Origin of the sequence: Rhizobium sp. PP-CC-3G-465 (assembly GCF_004343445.1) — a bacterium.
Taxonomy (GTDB): domain Bacteria; phylum Pseudomonadota; class Alphaproteobacteria; order Rhizobiales; family Rhizobiaceae; genus Ferranicluibacter; species Ferranicluibacter rubi.
This window is the reverse complement of record NZ_SLYH01000002.1, coordinates 386279-403090: the sequence shown is the minus strand read 5'-3', so window position 1 is coordinate 403090 and position 16812 is coordinate 386279. Positions and strand designations below refer to the sequence as shown.

Below are 16812 nucleotides of genomic sequence, written 5' to 3'. Positions count from 1 at the left end.
TCTAGATGGCAAGCCGCACCAAATCAGCTGATCTTCGCCAGTGGCCAGCCAAAGGAATGAACCAGCGATGCTGAAGACCGACACCCGTCAGGCGAATTGGCGCCGGGCCAATCCGGCAAAGTACGATGCGCACCTGGCCGTGCAGCGAGCCGTCAAGGCAGGGGATCTTGCCAAACAACCCTGCGAGGTCTGCGGCATCGACACGGTCGACGCGCATCACGACCAGTACGAGGACCCTCTCGACGTGCGCTGGCTGTGCCGCCGTCATCACACCCGCCTGCATCACTATGGCGAGGACATGTTTCCGGTCCGGACCGTTTGACGGAGCTAAGAGCGTCTACGCCATCTTTTCGGCCAATCCGTGAACACGAGCTCGTGTCCGCTCATCATCTTACCGGCTCAACCCGAGCCCCTTCGTTCGGCTGAGCTGATGCTTTAACGTATGATCCCGCGTGAGCTCCGCCATGCGGGTGCGCTCCACGATGCGGGCAACGCTCTTGATCGTCTCGGCCTGTTTTGCAAGCTCGGGACGCTTCTCAAGCTCGGGGGAAAAGTTCCGCGGATCGGAATGCCCGAACCGAAGAGTGAGCGCATCGGCCACCCGCTTTGCCTCTTCCAGCGCGATCCTCCCCTCCGGCGTTGACCGCAACTGATCGATGAGCGGACCCTGTTTGTCGATCGCTGCCTTTTCCACCTGGGCAATGAGCTCGAAGCTGCGAGGTGTCAGGCCAGGCACCTCGACGCCATCGCGTTTCTCGCGCTGCCAGGTTTCCGATGCCCGCTCCGCATCCAGGCGCCGTTCCCAGGCTTTCGAGACATGGCCGATATGGGCGGCGACCGCGTTTGCGATGTCTCTCGCTTGTCTGCGCTCCTTGTTGTCGCCAAGCAGCCCCGACTTGCCACGCAGCTCCCCGAACCGCTCGAGCTGTCTGGCCATGAGGGTTGCGAGCTCCGCCCCCCTCCCTGTCTTCTCGGTGATGCCCATTCGCAGCTGTCGTGTGACGGTTTCCGGATCCTGGAACACCTGCTGCACGAGCGATGCGACGGTCCCGAACGTGTGCTCGATCACCGATGCGGCCTTCTCGCGCGCGACGTCCTCGATACCGCGGTCGTAGCGGGTGACGGCGGGCACGAGGGGTGCTGGGCGTTCGGACACTGTGGAGTGCTCGGTCCGCTCAATGGACGCATTGTGCGCCTGACTGAACGGTGACTTCGTAGACGTGCCAGATATCGAGGAACACCCGCTACTCTTGGGTCGGGAGCGCGCTCATCGCGCGTCTCTTGGTTCTCGTCGGCTTTGGGCTTGCGGACCACGAGGCGGCCGTTCATCGGCAGGCAGGTAATCTGGATGTTGAACCCCTCGCCGTCTTCGTGCGACCAGGCTGCGCCGATCTTGGTCCAGTAGGCTTTCTTGCGCTCGCCTTCGACGTGGTAGACGGCGTGGGAGGGCTTGTTGGTTCGGTTGTCATAAGATTTTTTCCCTTGGTTTCTCCGGCTACGTCCATCGAGGCCGGTCTGGGAGTTCAGGCGGCGGCACTCCGCCGCTCACGGTCAGCGGGCCACACGGGAGCGCAGCGAACGGAGCGGGCGGCCCGATTGACGGGAAAAGGCCACGACGCAAACCCGACCACACCCAGGCCGAGATGACGTCAGACGGAACATGGGAAAATCAACAGCCGGGCAATAACCTACATACCCCTCTCGTCAGGCGGATTGAGAACTGGACCATGGCAGCCCTTGGCACGGCTGATGGTTCAACCCTGTCATTCGCAGGACCTCCGAGGCACGCCTGTCACTAGGGTAGCGTGTCAGGCGCTGAACAGATCGAGGATTAATTTGCGCAGTGGGTCTTTGTCACCGCCGAAGCTGTCGATCATCGCCGCAATGACGCGATCGCGGGCCAGCTGGTCATCATTGGACGGAAGCCTGGCCTGTTCGGTCAACATCGACAGTAAAGCCAGCTGGGTTCGGCAATTGCCCGCACGGAACGGGTGAATGGCGTTGAGCCACGCAAGTATCTCAGCGGCCAAATCCGCGAATTCGGCGGGGCGCTTGTCAGCGAGGAAACTATGGTCTTCAAGCGCTGCGAACGCGGCTTTCATCTGTTGGTCGATATGCTCCGGATAGCAAAACCAGTTGGAACCCTTGCCGATCCGGATAGTCCGCGCTGTCCCGGCCCAATCGTAAACGTCCTGGAAGAGGTGATGGTGGAGGGCCACGTATGCAGATAATCAAACCGGCCCGCCGGCGGCGTTTCATCAGCCCTTATGAGGAACAGCGCCAGTTCGTCCTCGTCGAGGTCATTCGGGCTACGCAGATCGAGCTTGTTGATCAGCCCGAATGCACGATCAAGTATTTTGTGGAGCCCATTTCTGCGTTACCAATGCGGTCAACAGTGACGCCTTTGAAGGGGAGATGGCATGCGATCCGTTCTTGAACAGCTTGAGTCACGGCGGGCCGAAGCAAAGCTCGGCGGCGGTCAGAAGCGCATCGATGCCCAGCACGGCAAAGGCAAGCTCACGGCACGCGAGCGGATCGAGGTTCTTTTGGATGAGGGCTCGTTCGAAGAGTACGACATGTATGTGACGCACCGTGCCGTTGACTTCGGAATGGCCGGTCAGAAGATTGCCGGCGACGGGGTCGTGACGGGCTGGGGCACGATCAACGGCCGGCAGGTCTATGTCTTCTCCCAGGATTTCACTGTTCTCGGCGGTTCGTTGTCGGAAACGCACGCGCAGAAGATCTGCAAGATTATGGATATGGCGGTCAAGGTCGGCGCACCGGTGATCGGCCTCAACGATAGCGGAGGCGCCCGCATTCAGGAGGGGGTCGCGTCGCTGGCCGGCTACGCCGACGTGTTCAAGCGCAATGTCGACGCCTCCGGCGTCATCCCCCAGATTTCGGTGATTATGGGGCCTTGCGCCGGCGGGGCGGTCTATTCGCCGGCCATGACCGACTTCATTTTTATGGTTCGCGACAGTTCCTACATGTTCGTGACCGGCCCTGATGTCGTGAAGACGGTGACCAACGAGATCGTCACCGCCGAGGAACTGGGCGGTGCGCGAACCCACACCACAAAATCATCCGTCGCGGATGGCGCCTTTGAAAACGACGTGGAAGCGCTCGAGCAGATCCGCCTGCTGTTCGACTTCCTGCCTCTCAACAACCGCGAACAGGCGCCCGTGCGCCCATTCTTCGACGACCCCGCCCGGATCGAGCACCGCCTCGACACGCTGGTCCCGGCTTCGTCGAACAAGCCCTACGACATGCGGGAATTGATTCTGGCGATTGCAGACGAGGGCGACTTCTTCGAGATCCAGGAGGCGTTTGCCCGGAACATCATCACCGGCTTCATCCGCATAGAGGGGCAATCCGTCGGCGTCGTCGCCAATCAGCCAATGGTACTGGCTGGCTGCCTCGATATGGATTCCGCCCGTAAGGCGGCGCGGTTCGTCCGGTTCTGCGATGCGTTCAATATTCCCATTCTGACCCTGGTCGATGTCCCCGGGTTCCTTCCCGGAACGTCGCAGGAATATGGCGGCGTCATCAAGCACGGCGCCAAGCTTCTTTTCGCCTACGGTCAGGCGACGGTGCCGATGGTCACGCTGATCACGCGCAAAGCCTATGGCGGAGCCTACGACGTGATGGCCTCCAAGCACATCGGCGCCGATGTCAACTACGCCTGGCCGACAGCCGAGATCGCCGTCATGGGTGCAAAAGGCGCCACCGAAATCCTGTACCGGTCGGAGCTTGGCGATCCCGACAAAGTCGCAGAGCGCACCAGGGAATACGAAGAGCGGTTCGCCAACCCCTTCGTCGCCGCCGAGCGCGGTTTCATCGATGAGGTCATCATGCCTCATTCGTCCCGCCGCCGCATTGCCCGGGCCTTCGCTTCGCTTCGCAACAAGCAAAGCCATGTGCATTGGCGCAAGCACGACACGATACCGTTGTGAGTACCGTGTCGAGTACGATGAACCTGAGAGACGCCGTTGCGGAGGATGAATTCGCCCTGCGGCTGGAAGAATGCCGGATGTCCACGGGCACGGCATCGGTCGTCGGATCGTCGATCAAATCGAAGGCCATCACGATGGAACGGTCGCCAAACCTCAACAGCGCTTCAGTCGCGGGATAACCCATGTTCAAAAAAATTCTGATTGCGAACCGCGGTGAAATCGCCTGTCGGGTTATCAAGACGGCCAAGAAGATGGGCATCGCCACCGTCGCCGTCTATTCCGATGCCGATGCTGATGCGCTCCATGTGAAGATGGCTGACGAGGCGGTGCATATCGGCGCAGCGCCGTCGAACCAGTCCTATATCGTCATCGACAGGATCCTGGATGCGATCCGCAAGACCGGCGCCGATGCCGTTCATCCGGGTTACGGCTTCCTGTCGGAAAACGCCGCTTTCGCAGAAGCGCTGGAGACGGAAGGCGTCGTTTTCATCGGTCCGCCGGTCGGCGCCATTCAGGCGATGGGCGACAAGATCACCTCGAAGAAGCTGGCGGCGGAAGCCGGCGTCTCCACGGTTCCCGGCCATATGGGCCTGATCGCCGATGCCGACGAGGCGGTGAAGATCGCTGGCGAAATCGGCTACCCGGTCATGATCAAGGCGTCTGCGGGCGGCGGCGGCAAGGGTATGCGCATCGCCTGGAACGATGCCGAGGCGCGAGAAGGCTTTCAGTCCTCCAAGAACGAGGCCAAGGCTTCCTTCGGTGACGACCGCATCTTCATCGAGAAATTCGTCACGCAGCCGCGCCACATTGAGATTCAGGTGCTCGGCGACAAGCACGGCACCGTGCTCTATCTCGGTGAGCGTGAATGCTCCATCCAGCGACGAAACCAGAAGGTCATCGAGGAGGCTCCCTCACCGTTCCTCAACGAGGACACCCGCCGCGCCATGGGCGAGCAGGCCGTCGCGCTGTCGAAGGCCGTCGGCTATCACTCGGCCGGCACGGTCGAGTTTATCGTCGATGGCGACAGAAACTTCTACTTCCTCGAAATGAACACCCGCCTGCAGGTCGAGCACCCGGTAACGGAGCTGATCACCGGCATCGACCTCGTCGAGCAGATGATCCGGGTTGCCGCGGGCGAAAGGCTGTCTCTTGGCCAGGACGACGTCAAACTGAACGGCTGGGCGATCGAAAGCCGGCTGTATGCCGAGGACCCCTACCGTAATTTCCTGCCTTCGATTGGACGGCTGTCACGCTATCGCCCGCCGCAGGAAGGCAAGAGACCGGACGGCACGGTCGTGCGCAACGACACGGGCGTCTTCGAAGGCGGCGAGATTTCGATGTATTACGACCCGATGGTCGCCAAGCTCTGCACCTGGGCGCCGGACCGGCTTGCGGCCATCGATGCGATGAGCGCTGCGCTGGATGATTTCGAGGTCGAGGGGATCGGCCACAACCTGCCCTTCCTCTCGGCCGTGATGCAGCATGACCGGTTTCGGTCGGGCAACATCACCACAGCCTTCATCACTGAGGAGTTTCCCGACGGTTTCCACGGCGTCGCGCCGGACACCACGGCAGCCCGGAAACTGGCAACGATCGCAACCCACATCAACCACACACTCCAGAGCCGCGCCGCGCAGATCTCCGGAACGATCGGCAACCACCGGCGGATTATTGGGCGACACTGGGTGGCAACGATTGCCGACCAGACGTTCGAGCTAACGCTGGATTCTTCTGCAGAGACGACGACAGTGCAGTTCGCCGATGGAACGGTATCGACGATCTCGGGTCGGTGGCAGCCGGGACAAAGCCATGCCAATTTCTCGGTGGATGGAGAGCAGATCGGCGTCAAGATCTCCCACTCCGGGGTGGGAATTCGTCTTCGCTGGCGAGGCATGGATCTGATGGCCCATGTGAGAGAGCCGAGGGTGGCACAGCTCGCGCGCCTGATGCCGGTCAAACTGCCGCCCGATACCTCGAAGATGCTTCTCTGCCCGATGCCCGGCATCATCACCGTGATCGCGGTTCAGGAGGGTGAGCAGGTCGAGGCCGGCCAGGCGCTTGCGATCGTCGAAGCGATGAAAATGGAAAATACCTTGCGCGCCGAAAGACGCGCGACGGTGAAGCGCATTGCCGCATCGGCAGGCCAGAGTCTTGCGGTCGATGAACTGATCATGGAGTTCGAGTGATGTCCGATGCGAAAACAGTTGCCGACTGGAAGGCGCTGGCTGAGCGCGAGCTGAAAGCCCCTGAGGAAACGCTTACCTGGCACACGCCCGAGGGCATCGACGTCAAGCCGCTCTATACCCAGGCGGATCTGAAGGATGTCGGTCATCTGGACTCCCTGCCGGGGTTCGCACCGTTTACCCGCGGGCCACGCGCAACCATGTATGCGGGTCGCCCCTGGACCATCCGGCAGTATGCCGGCTTCTCGACGGCCGAAGCGTCGAACGCCTTTTACAAGCGCAACCTTGCCGCCGGGCAGAAAGGCCTATCCGTCGCCTTCGATCTCGCGACCCATCGTGGTTACGACAGCGATCACCCCCGCGTCGAGGGCGATGTCGGCAAGGCCGGCGTGGCGATCGACAGCGTCGAGGACATGAAGATCCTGTTCGACGGCATCCCGCTGGACGAGATGTCGGTGTCGATGACCATGAATGGCGCCGTGATCCCGATCCTCGCCAATTTCATCGTCGCAGGCGAAGAACAAGGGGTCTCGCGCGAAAAACTCTCGGGCACCATCCAGAACGACATCCTCAAGGAGTTCATGGTCCGCAACACCTATATCTACCCGCCCGAGCCCTCGATGCGGATCATCGCCGACATCATCGAATACACGGCGAAGGAGATGCCCCGTTTCAACTCCATCTCGATTTCCGGCTATCACATTCAGGAGGCCGGCTCGACGCTGGTGCAGGAACTGGCCTTCACTTTGGCCGATGGTCGCGAATATGTGCGCGCCGCGCTGGCCAAGGGATTGAACGTCGACGCCTTTGCCGGTCGCCTTTCGTTCTTCTTCGCCATCGGCATGAACTTCTTCATGGAGGCAGCCAAGCTGCGTGCCGCGCGCCTTCTCTGGTCGCGCATCATGGCGGAGTTCGAGCCGAAACTGGCCTCAAGCCTGATGCTGCGCACCCATTGCCAGACCTCCGGCGTCTCGCTGCAGGAACAGGACCCCTACAACAACGTCATCCGCACGGCCTACGAGGCGCTGTCGGCGGTGCTCGGCGGCACGCAGTCGCTGCACACCAATGCGCTCGACGAGGCGATCGCCCTGCCGACCGAGTTTTCCGCCCGCATCGCCCGCAACACCCAGCTGATCCTGCAGCACGAGACCGGCGTCACCCGCGTGGTCGATCCGCTGGCCGGCTCCTATTATGTCGAAAGCCTGACCGACGAGCTCGCCAGCAAGGCCTGGGAGCTGATCGAGGAGATCGAGGCGCTGGGCGGCATGACCAAGGCGGTCGCGACGGGCATGCCGAAGCGCCGGATCGAGGAAGCCGCCACCCGCCGGCAGGCCGCCGTCGACCGTGGCGAGGAGGTCATCGTCGGCGTCAACAAGTACCGGCTTGAAGACGAAGCACCGCTCGACATTCTCGACATCGACAATGCCGCCGTGCGCATCGCCCAGATCCGGCGCATCGAGGAGACCAAGCGTCGCCGCGATCCGGCAGCGGTCGAAGCGACGCTGGCGGCACTGACCGGGATTGCACTCCAGGGTCACGGCAATCTGCTGGCCGCCGCCGTCGATGCGGCTCGGGCACGCGCCACGGTGGGCGAGATCTCCGATGCCATGCGCATGGTTTTCGGCGATCACACTGCCGTTTCCGAGGTCGTCGCCGATGTCTATGGCGCGGCCTACGAGAACGATCCGGAATATACCACGCTGGTCGGCCGGCTCGGCGAGTTCGCCGCCGCGCTTTCGGTCAAGCCGAAGATCATGGTCGCCAAGCTTGGCCAGGATGGCCATGACCGCGGCGCCAAGATCATCGCCTCGGCCTTCGGCGACATCGGCTTCGAGGTGCTGGTCGGTCCGCTGTTTCAGACGCCGGACGAGGCTGCCGAGATGGCGGTGAAGAACACGGTTCACGTGGTCGGAATGTCGTCTCTGGCTGCCGGCCACAAAACGCTGGCGCCGCAGCTGGTCGCGGCCCTGAAGGCGCGCGGTGCCGACAACGTCATCGTCGTCGTCGGTGGCGTCATTCCGCGCCAGGATTACGAATTCCTGCTCGAAAACGGTGTCTCCGCCGTCTTCGGGCCGGGCACGAACGTTCTTGAGGCGGCCCGCGCGGTGATCGATCTGATGCAGGGCAAATTGCGCAACCAGTGAGGCAGCATGTTAGGACCCATCAATCACATCGCGATCGCGGTCCCGGACCTCAATGCGGCGATCGCGCTCTACGAGGCTCTGGGGGCACAGGTATCCAAGCCACAGGATCTGCCCGAACATGGGGTCACCGTCGTCTTCATCGAATTGCCGAATACCAAGATCGAGCTTCTGTATCCGCTCGGTGAGAATTCGCCGATAGCGTCTTTCCTTGCCAAGAACCCGTCGGGTGGCATTCACCACCTTTGCTTCGAGGTGAGCGACATTGATGGCGTAGGCCAAAAAATGAACGACATCGGGGTTCGCATCCTCGGCTCCGGTGAGCCGAAGATCGGCGCGCATGGCCTTCCCGTCTTGTTTGCACATCCCAAGGATTTCTTCGGAACGCTGGTGGAGTTCGAAGAAGTCGCAAGACCGTAAGGATAACGCTCTTCGAGTCCGCCAGTCTGGGTCGCGGGATCCGTTTAGGCCCATACTCTCGGGCTCTGTCGTAACGAACGATCCCTCCTACCAGACCGAGCGCCCGCCATCGATCAACAAGGTCTGGCCGGAAATGTAGGAGCCGCCCGGTGAGGCGAGCAGGATAGCGGCGCCGACGATGTCATCAACCGTTGCGATGCGGCCAGCCGGGATTTTTGCCAGCAGCGCCTTTTCCCGCTCGTCGTCGCTCCATATGTCTTTCGAAAACGCCGTCCGAACAATCGACGGTGAGATCGCGTTGGCGCGGACGTTGAAGGCGCCGACCTCGACGGCGATGTTGCGAACGAGGCTGTTCAACGCCGCTTTTGCGGCGCCATATCCGCCGAGAACCGGGTTTGCGCGCTCTGCGGCTATGCTCGACATGAAGACGATACTGCCGTCGCGCCGCTCAACCATGTCAGGAAGGAATTGACGCGCGAGCGCGAAATTCGAGACGACCGTGCCCGACAACAGTTTCTCGAACGCGTCCGGCGTCATCGCCTGCAACGGGCCGACAGGCGCCTGGGGCGCTGCGAGCGCAAACAGGATGTCCACCTTGCCGAAGGCGGACATCGAGCGTTCTCCGAACACGGCGACGTGCTCGGGGCGAGTAATGTCGCAGACGACGCCTGCAACGTCGTAGCTCTCACGGGACAAGGTCGCGACCGCGTCGTCCAGCTCCGGCTCGAGATGACCCGACAGAACCACTTTCGCGCCGCATTCGCACAATGCTCGTGCGATCGCGAATCCCATGCCGCTCGACGAGCCCGTCAGCGCCGCAACTCTGCCTGTCAAATCGAAACCCTTGTACATCTTCGCTACCCTCCTTACGCGCCGCACCTAGGCCAAAGCCTGTTCGGCCAGTATGTGCGGCTGTTGGTCGAAGCGCAGCGCAGAACCCGTCAGTTGCGGATAGAGCACCTCCACCGGCTCCGACAGCGCGCGCTTGACCTGAACGGACAGCTTGTCGGCCAGCACCTCATATGCGCCATTGGCGATGCCATCGAGACCAGCCCGCACGACATCGACCGGATCGTTCTTACGAACGTTCAGCGCCTTCGTCATCGGCGTGTCTGTGTAGCCCATATGCAGGCTCACCACCGCGGTTCCCTGCGGAAGGAGCTCGATGCGCAAGGCGTTCGTCGCCATCCAGAGCGCTGCCTTGGCAGAGCTGTAGACGGGGGGAACGACGAGCCAGCTCAGCACGGACGTTACATTGAGGATCGCACCGCCGCCATTGTTCTTCAGAACAGGGGCGAATGCCTTCGATACCGCCACGGGACCGAAGAAGTTGATATCGAAGACCCGCCGCATCGTCTGGTCGTCGGTGGTCAACAGCGGCTCGCGAAAGGCCACGCCCGCATTGTTGATCACGATGGTCGTATCCAGCGCCGTCTGTGCGGCGGAAGTCACCGATGCGTCGTCCGTGATATCCAGCACGAGCGAAACAATCCGCTCGTCGTTCCACTCGCGTTGTTGCAGGTCGGTGGCATAGATCTTTGTTGCACCCCGCTCAAGCGACTGGCGTATCCATTCCTGCCCCAGACCGCCATTGGCTCCGGTGACGAGGACGACTGCTCCGTTGAAATCCACTGACATTGTTTCATCCTGATGATGGGCGAACGAAGCCGGCAGCGCCGGGTTCGTTGCGTGTTTGAAGGAGCTGTTTAGGCTTTGAGGAAGGCGGGATCTTCGATCACGACGTCATCTTTTCGTCCGCTGACCACACTGAGGAAGATGATTGCGGCCACACCGACGATGAGCGGGCATCCGAGGATGAAGAAGATCTTCCCGATCGACCATCCCAGACTGATCGCGACGCCGCCGACCAGACCGCTCAGAATGGCCCCGAAACGGCCCAGCGCATGCATGAACGATACGCCTGTGGCTCTTGCGTCCGCCGGAAACAGGGTGGCGGCAAGGGCGTTCAGGCCGGAATTGACGCCTTGCAGCAGGATGCCCCAGATGAACGAGAGAACGATCAGGGTCTGGTAATCCAGCGTCGAGAAAGCAACGGCCCAGATGGCCGGGATCGCGATCAGCCATGCGACAGCGAGAACCTTGAACCGTCCGAACGTGTCCATGGCCGAACCGATCAACAAGGCGCCAAGAACGCCGCCAACGCTGAAGGCGGCAACGAGGATGCCCGCCTGCGATAGCTGCAACCCGGACTGCGTGATGACCAAGGGAAAATAGGTCTGGAAGAGATAGATGACGGCCAGGCCGATGAAGTAGCAGATCGCAATGCCCACCATGATCGGCAGATAACGCTTGGAGGTGATCAGCTTGATACCCCCGACCTTCGCTTCGGTGCGTTCGCCGCCTGTACCCTTCAGGGTCGCGATATCAGCGCCGGGCAGAACCCGCTGGACGATCTCGCGAACCCGTCTTTCGCCATCGCGCTGCGTCGCCAGCCAGCCGATGGATTCCGGCACCACCTTGAGGAAAACAGGAAGCATAACGGCAGAAAGCCCGCCGATGGCGACGAGATACCAGCGCCAGCCCAGCATCGGGATCAGCACGGCTGCGAGGTAACCGGAAATGGCGGCGCCAGCCGTGTAGCCGGCAAAGACCGTCGTCACCACCCGTGCCCGCTTCTGTGTTGGGGCGAATTCGCTGATCAAGGCCACCGTGATCGGCATGATGGCGCCCAGCCCCAGGCAGGTGAACGCCCGGATGATCAGGAAGATTCTCGCATCCCATGCGAAGGCGCCCAGAAACGTGCCGGTGGAGACAAGTGCCACGCCCCAGCCGATCACGCTGCGGCGCCCGTATCTGTCGGCAAGCGGCCCGGCGATGGAGGCCCCGATGACCATCGCGATCAACCCGCCGACGACGATAGCGCTGATGAAGGGTTTCTCCACGCCCCATAGCCGGACGAATTCCGGGTAGATGAAGCTTGCGGATTGGACGTCTGCTCCATCGAGCGCGATGATCAGAAAGCATGCGATGAGCATGAGCCATCGCTGTCTCCCCATCGGATGATTGTCCAGTATGTGCTGAGCCGATGCTCTCAGCGTCGATCGACCGTCCGTGCGTTCCATTTTCCCCTCCCAGGGTTCGCTCAGGCGCCAAGGCGCCTCGATCCGTAACTTTGTCTTTGGATAGGCTGATCCAGCGTGGTCAACGCGCACCATTCTCGCCGCCGGCTCCTCCCGGGCGAGTGTTCGGCGCGGCTCGATGTCCGCGCCGTCTTCATTTACCGAGGCATGGTGTTCTCCCGAAACCACGCTCTCTTCAGGCGACTGCCATCAGGCGGTAAAGAACGCCTTCAGCTCGTCGACGAAGGCGTCGATGTGCTGGAAGAGAAAGCCATGGCCGGAGTCTGGATAGAGAATCAGCTTGGCGTTCGGCGCTTCCTGCGAGATGACGAACGCGCCATAGGGCGGCACCATGACATCGGTCGTGCCGTTGGCCACCAGGATCGGCATCGTCAGTTCGCCAAGCCGCGGCCTTGCGGCATCCCGCCCTCCCGACCAGTTCATGATGGCCTGCAGCTGGGCGCCGGCCGTCGCCTGCGTGGCGAGGTCTCCCGTGCGTGCCTTGGCGATGCGATCGAGGCTCGCTTGGCTGGCCGCCCGGCTGCTGTCGCTATCGGCGGAAAACAGAAACACCGTATCGGCGTCCTCGATCGTTTTCTTCTGGGCGATCTCGTTGACCCGCGGGTGACGCTTTTGCGTTCCCTCCGTCACGGCGCCCGGGCCGGAACCGGCGATCACCAAACGTTTGACCCGGTCCGGAGCGAGCAGCGCCAGGGCCTGCGCCACATAGCCACCGAGCGACCATCCCAGCGTGTGGACGGAGCCGAGCCCGATCGCATCCATCAGCGCGAGGGCGCCTTTGGCCATATCCGGAACATTGTCGGGCGTTTCGCCCTGCGAACGGGAAACCCCGACATTGTCGAAGCGAATGACTTTATGGTCCCGGGCAAGCCGCTCGATGAACAGCGGGTCCCAGTCCTCGATCGTGCCGCGGAACCGTTGCAGCAGGAGCAAGGGCTCCGCATCGGCAGCACCGTCGATGCGATAGGCGAGTTTGCCGAATGCCGTTTCTGCGTACTGAATAGGGTCGTGGGTCATGGGTCCTCCGAAGATGCTAATATCAATAATATGATACTCATCATATTTTATGGCAAGCGAAATCTACTACCCGATGACAAGTCACTGAATCTGCGTGGATGATTCTCGGATCGGAATGTGATAGTCATCATATTCCTGATGATGATGGAGCATTGTGGATGGTCAAACCCGCAACACTGAGAAAGTCCGAAGTGACGCGACGGAATATCCTGGCCGAGGCCTCCGCGTCACTGAGACGGCTTGGCCTTGAGCGACTGTCGGTCGCCTCTTTGATGGGGAGCCTGAATCTGACGCATGGCGGTTTTTATGCGCATTTCAAATCGAAGGACGATCTGGCTGCGGAGGCGGTGACCTATGCGTTCGATGAGATCTCGGCCGCGATGGTGAAGGCAACGGAAGGCCGATCTCCGCGGGAGGCTCTGATCGCCGCAATCGACCAGTATGCATCCCTCGAAAGCCGGAACTGCGTCGAGAAATCCTGCCCATCGACGTCGCTCGCCAACGACGCGCCGCGGTTTCCCTCTCTCGCAAGAGAACGCTTCGCCGAGGGGCTTGAGCGTTTTCCAGCCCGCATCGAACGCTTGCTGCGCGAGATCGGCCACGAGGATCCGCGCAGGGCCGCGCGTTCGGCCGTTTCCGAGTTGCTGGGAGCAATGATCGTGGCGCGCGCAACCCTGGACACGGACAGCGCGAGCGACATTTTGCTGGTTTCGCGTGATGCCGTGAAGAAGCGGCTGGGGCTGCTTTAGGTGTTTGATCCCCGACATTGATGGTGCATCACAGCATGCGGCGCCCGCGCGCGATCAACCGTGACGGCCGAGATGAACGGCAGCGGGGACACGATCTCGTGTTTGCAAGGTGACGCGAGAGATACAAGCGCGGATCGAATGCCGGATTACCGATCATTCTAAGAAAGGTTCTTTCGATAAAGAAGCAGAACAACACTGAATGTCACGCCCCCTATCGCTGTCAAGCAGAAGGACCGTCTCGACGCTGCCGGGTTGCGATGAAGGAATGCAACTGTGAAAGCGCAGAGCGACCATACCGCCGTTACGATGATCAACGCCCAGGAATACAGGAATGGCCCAAGATCGTAGCTTCCGCCGCCAATCGAGGCCCCGGAATGGGTATCGATCTGAACGGTGATCAGCGAGGTGACGGGTACGGCGAGGACCAAGAGCCATACCCAGAACCACTTGTCTCTCATCATATGTTACCTGGCTCGGCTGATGGCCGCTTCCCATTGCCCCGCATAGATCTTGGGCCCTCCCGCCATTCATTCGGATCCGGAAGAGGAAGCCATCAGTGCGGCTGTCAGGTCAATGAAAACCGCAGCGGGATCTTTTCGAAAAAATCGACATTCCAGGTCAATTCGCTGGGACATTCGGTCTCCGAGGGCCAAGCGAACGGAGGGGCGGCTCTGCGCCTTTTAACGGTCATCGACGCTCATGCTGCGTTCGGGAGGTTTACGTCGCTCGCCTGAAGCAGACGCTTCGTGTAGGCGTGCTGCGGATCTCGATAGACGGACTCCGTGGGTCCCTGTTCGACGATCTGTCCCCGATACATCACGATGGTGGAGGTTGCGAAGTCGCGGATCAGCGCAAGGTCGTGGGCGATGAAGATGTAGGAGAGGCCGAAATCGCGACGAAGCGTCTTGAGGAGGTCGATCACCTGCGCCTGCACCGAAACGTCGAGCGCCGACACGGCCTCGTCGCAGACGATGACATCCGGCTGGAGCGCCAGCGCCCGGGCGATGGCGATGCGCTGGCGCTGGCCGCCGGAGAACTGGTGGGGATGTCGGTCGATCTGGTCGGCCTTCAGGCCGACGCGCTCCAGAAGATCGATCGCACGGTCGCGCCAGAGCGGCTTTTCCAAAACGTCGGCATGGATCGCCCAAGGCTCCGACACGATCTGGCCGACCGTCATGCGCGGGTTGAGCGAGGCCGTGGGGTCCTGGAAGACGAACTGCATCCGCCGCCGCACCCGGAAGGTTTCCGCCGACGACATGGCGTTGAGGTCGTGGCCGTCGAAGCGGATCGTGCCGAGCGTCGGCTTGTCGAGGCCGAGCAGCATGCGGGCGAGCGTCGATTTGCCCGAGCCGGATTCGCCGACGATGCCGAGCGTCTCCCCCTTGTTCAGCACGAAGCTCGCATCGTCCACCGCCTTGACGGCATTCGGGCCGATCTCGGCTTTCCCACCGGGTAACACGCCGTAGACCCGTGAGACATTGCGCACCTCCAGTAGGGGACGCTCGCTTCCGGCAACGGCCGGTTGCGGCTGGAAGCCATGCCGCCCGGGCATCGCGTCGATCAGCTTGCGGGTATAGGGATGCTGCGGCGTCGTCATGATGGCGGTTGCCGTACCCGCTTCGACGATCCGGCCGTTCTGCATGACGACCACGCGGTCGGCCACCTTCTCGACCACGCCGAGATCGTGCGTGATCAGCACGAGACCCATGCCGCTTTCCGCCTGCAACTCCTTCAGAAGCTTCAGAACCTGCGCCTGGACCGTCACGTCGAGCGCGCTGGTCGGCTCGTCGGCGATCAGCAGGTCGGGCTCGAGCGCGATGGCCGACGCGATCATGATACGCTGGCGCTGGCCGCCGGAGAACTGGTGCGGATATTGTTTCGCCCGACGTTCCGGGTCGGGAATGCCGACGCGGCCGAGAAGATCGATCACGCGGGCGTGGGCCGTCGCCTTGTCGACGCCGTGGACCCGCAGCGTCTCGGCGATCTGCCAGCCGACGGGATAGACCGGATTGAGGGCCGCCAGCGGATCCTGGAAGATCATCGAGATGTTCTTCCCGTTGATCTTGCGGCGTTCCGCGCGCGGCGTCTTCAAAAGATCGCGACCGCGATAGAGGATCTCGCCGCTGGTGATGAGCGCCGGCGGCGCATCGACCAGATCCATCACCGCCGATGCGCTGACGCTCTTGCCGGAGCCGCTTTCGCCGAGGATCGCCAGCGTTTCGCCGGAATTGACGGACCAGCTGACGTCGGCAACGGCATGGACGACGCCGTGGCGGTTGGGGAAATCGATCGAGAGATTGCGGATGTCGAGAAGCGGCTGATCAGTCATGTCTGCCTACCGATGTCTGGAGGCGCCAGCGTTCGACCGGATCGGTGACGACGCGGAGCCAGTTGGAAAGAAGGTTGAGGGCCATGGTGACGAGCATGATCGCGACGCCGGGCCAGAAGGCGAGCCACCAGGCGGAGCCGAGATAGTTGCGGCCGTCGGCCACCATCAGGCCCCAGGTCACCTCGGGCGGCTGGATGCCGATGCCGAGGAAGGAAAGGCCGGACTCCACGAGCATCACGAAGGCGATCTCAAGGGCCGCGAGGTTGATGATGGTCGGCAGGATCATCGGCGCGACATGGCGCAAGAGCACGCGGTCGGTCCGGGCGCCCATGGCGCGGGCGGCGACCACAAACATGCGCTCCTTGATCTCCAGCACCTCGGCGCGCACCGTGCGCAGGAAGATCGGGATGCGGGAGACGGCAAGCACGAGAATGACGTTGACGACGCCGGGGTCGAATACGAAGAGCACGATGACCGCCAGAAGCATGGACGGAAAGCTCATGATCGCATCCGCGAGCCGCAAGAGCACGGCGCTCGCCCATCCGCCCTTGTAGCCGGCGATAAGGCCGAGAATGCCGCCGATGGCCATGGAGATGGCGACCGCGCTGACCGCGATCAGCATCGTGTTCTGGCTGGCAACGACGATACGGGCGAGCAGGCTGCGGCCGAGCGCGTCGGCCCCGAGCACGAACAGCCATCCTTTGTCGATCGAGAACGGCGGGGCGTTGCGCGCCATGAGATTGAGGGCGCGCGCCTGATCGGCGAGCAGCCAGGGTCCGAGAAGGACGCAGGCGAGGACGAGGGTCAGGAGCGCGGCCGAGACGGTGGCCACCTTGTCCTGCCAGAGAAGGCCGAGGATCTCCCGGACGCCGGAGGACGGCGCGGCGGGCCTGACGGTGAGCGAAACGGGCGCGGCCAT

At 62.0% G+C, this 16812-nt stretch carries 15 protein-coding genes; 7 read left to right on the top strand and 8 right to left on the bottom strand.

Annotated elements, in window-relative coordinates; all coding sequences use genetic code 11:
• Positions 1-67: 67 nt before the first annotated feature.
• On the top strand, positions 68-322 hold the full coding sequence (locus C8J33_RS14170) for a hypothetical protein (protein WP_110808186.1): 255 nt from the start codon (positions 68-70) through the stop codon (positions 320-322).
• A 69-nt stretch (positions 323-391) separates the two neighbouring features.
• On the opposite strand, the gene C8J33_RS14165 is transcribed toward C8J33_RS14170, so the two are convergent.
• Both C8J33_RS14165 and C8J33_RS14160 read right to left on the bottom strand, forming a co-directional pair.
• Positions 392-1156: a BID domain-containing protein gene (locus C8J33_RS14165; RefSeq protein WP_132664659.1), complete on the bottom strand. Its 765-nt coding sequence runs from the start codon at positions 1154-1156 to the stop codon at positions 392-394.
• Between the two features lie 652 nt (positions 1157-1808).
• A complete protein-coding gene (locus C8J33_RS14160) occupies positions 1809-2219 on the bottom strand; it encodes a Fic/DOC family protein (RefSeq protein WP_132664658.1) in 411 nt (136 codons plus the stop codon).
• Between the two features lie 2 nt (positions 2220-2221).
• On the opposite strand from C8J33_RS14160, the gene C8J33_RS27545 reads away from it, so the two are divergent.
• The 5 genes from C8J33_RS27545 (at position 2222) to mce (ending at position 8697) form a co-directional block, all read left to right on the top strand.
• Positions 2222-2437, top strand: a complete 216-nt coding sequence (locus tag C8J33_RS27545) for a hypothetical protein (RefSeq protein ID WP_110801991.1) — start codon at positions 2222-2224, stop codon at positions 2435-2437.
• On the top strand, positions 2421-3953 hold the full coding sequence (locus C8J33_RS14150; RefSeq protein ID WP_110801992.1) for an acyl-CoA carboxylase subunit beta: 1533 nt from the start codon (positions 2421-2423) through the stop codon (positions 3951-3953). Before C8J33_RS27545 ends, C8J33_RS14150 begins: the two co-directional genes overlap by 17 nt.
• Positions 3954-4135: 182 nt before the next feature.
• Positions 4136-6139 carry an acetyl-CoA carboxylase biotin carboxylase subunit gene (locus C8J33_RS14145; RefSeq protein ID WP_132664657.1) on the top strand — a complete coding sequence of 668 codons (2004 nt, stop codon included), beginning with the start codon at positions 4136-4138 and terminating at the stop codon, positions 6137-6139.
• The gene (gene scpA / locus C8J33_RS14140; protein WP_132664656.1) at positions 6139-8280 is read left to right on the top strand and encodes a methylmalonyl-CoA mutase; all 2142 of its coding nucleotides are present in this window, start codon (positions 6139-6141) and stop codon (positions 8278-8280) included. Before C8J33_RS14145 ends, scpA begins: the two co-directional genes overlap by 1 nt.
• Before the next feature lie 6 nt (positions 8281-8286).
• Positions 8287-8697, top strand: a complete 411-nt coding sequence (gene mce, locus C8J33_RS14135) for a methylmalonyl-CoA epimerase (RefSeq protein ID WP_132664655.1) — start codon at positions 8287-8289, stop codon at positions 8695-8697.
• 87 nt (positions 8698-8784) lie between these two features.
• Here mce and C8J33_RS14130 read toward each other — a convergent pair whose 3' ends face one another.
• The 4 genes from C8J33_RS14130 to C8J33_RS14115 all read right to left on the bottom strand — a co-directional run bounded on the left by C8J33_RS14130 (position 8785) and on the right by C8J33_RS14115 (position 12815).
• Positions 8785-9531: an SDR family oxidoreductase gene (locus C8J33_RS14130; protein WP_207904039.1), complete on the bottom strand. Its 747-nt coding sequence runs from the start codon at positions 9529-9531 to the stop codon at positions 8785-8787.
• Between the two features lie 45 nt (positions 9532-9576).
• The gene (locus C8J33_RS14125) at positions 9577-10335 is read right to left on the bottom strand and encodes an SDR family oxidoreductase (protein WP_132664653.1); all 759 of its coding nucleotides are present in this window, start codon (positions 10333-10335) and stop codon (positions 9577-9579) included.
• Between the two features lie 68 nt (positions 10336-10403).
• Positions 10404-11693 (bottom strand): MFS transporter, encoded by a 1290-nt coding sequence (locus C8J33_RS14120; protein WP_165929811.1) that lies wholly within the window; start codon positions 11691-11693, stop codon positions 10404-10406.
• A 294-nt stretch (positions 11694-11987) separates the two neighbouring features.
• Complete coding sequence (locus C8J33_RS14115; RefSeq protein WP_132664651.1) at positions 11988-12815, bottom strand: alpha/beta fold hydrolase; 828 nt, start codon at positions 12813-12815, stop codon at positions 11988-11990.
• A 98-nt stretch (positions 12816-12913) separates the two neighbouring features.
• Between C8J33_RS14115 and C8J33_RS14110 the strand changes: the two genes are divergently transcribed.
• Entirely contained in the window at positions 12914-13564 is a 651-nt protein-coding gene (locus C8J33_RS14110) for a TetR/AcrR family transcriptional regulator (RefSeq protein ID WP_132664650.1), read from the top strand.
• Between the two features lie 697 nt (positions 13565-14261).
• On the opposite strand, the gene C8J33_RS14100 is transcribed toward C8J33_RS14110, so the two are convergent.
• Entirely contained in the window at positions 14262-15893 is a 1632-nt protein-coding gene (locus tag C8J33_RS14100) for an ABC transporter ATP-binding protein (protein ID WP_110808176.1), read from the bottom strand.
• Positions 15886-16812 (bottom strand): ABC transporter permease, encoded by a 927-nt coding sequence (locus tag C8J33_RS14095; RefSeq protein ID WP_110802227.1) that lies wholly within the window; start codon positions 16810-16812, stop codon positions 15886-15888. The genes C8J33_RS14100 and C8J33_RS14095 overlap by 8 nt, the downstream gene beginning before the upstream one ends.

What these genes read in the sequence shown, in the direction of transcription:
- C8J33_RS14110 (WP_132664650.1), top strand. Translation starts at nt 12,914, where the DNA reads ATGATTCTCGGATCGGAATGTGATAGTCATCATATTCCTGATGATGAT.
- C8J33_RS14100 (WP_110808176.1), bottom strand. Translation starts at nt 15,893, where the DNA reads ATGACTGATCAGCCGCTTCTCGACATCCGCAATCTCTCGATCGATTTC.
- mce (WP_132664655.1), top strand. Translation starts at nt 8,287, where the DNA reads ATGTTAGGACCCATCAATCACATCGCGATCGCGGTCCCGGACCTCAAT.
- scpA (WP_132664656.1), top strand. Translation starts at nt 6,139, where the DNA reads ATGTCCGATGCGAAAACAGTTGCCGACTGGAAGGCGCTGGCTGAGCGC.
- C8J33_RS14125 (WP_132664653.1), bottom strand. Translation starts at nt 10,335, where the DNA reads ATGTCAGTGGATTTCAACGGAGCAGTCGTCCTCGTCACCGGAGCCAAT.
- C8J33_RS14145 (WP_132664657.1), top strand. Translation starts at nt 4,136, where the DNA reads ATGTTCAAAAAAATTCTGATTGCGAACCGCGGTGAAATCGCCTGTCGG.
- C8J33_RS14150 (WP_110801992.1), top strand. Translation starts at nt 2,421, where the DNA reads ATGCGATCCGTTCTTGAACAGCTTGAGTCACGGCGGGCCGAAGCAAAG.
- C8J33_RS14170 (WP_110808186.1), top strand. Translation starts at nt 68, where the DNA reads ATGCTGAAGACCGACACCCGTCAGGCGAATTGGCGCCGGGCCAATCCG.
- C8J33_RS14115 (WP_132664651.1), bottom strand. Translation starts at nt 12,815, where the DNA reads ATGACCCACGACCCTATTCAGTACGCAGAAACGGCATTCGGCAAACTC.
- C8J33_RS14120 (WP_165929811.1), bottom strand. Translation starts at nt 11,693, where the DNA reads ATGCTCATCGCATGCTTTCTGATCATCGCGCTCGATGGAGCAGACGTC.
- C8J33_RS14095 (WP_110802227.1), bottom strand. Translation starts at nt 16,812, where the DNA reads ATGGCCGCGCCCGTTTCGCTCACCGTCAGGCCCGCCGCGCCGTCCTCC.
- C8J33_RS27545 (WP_110801991.1), top strand. Translation starts at nt 2,222, where the DNA reads ATGCAGATAATCAAACCGGCCCGCCGGCGGCGTTTCATCAGCCCTTAT.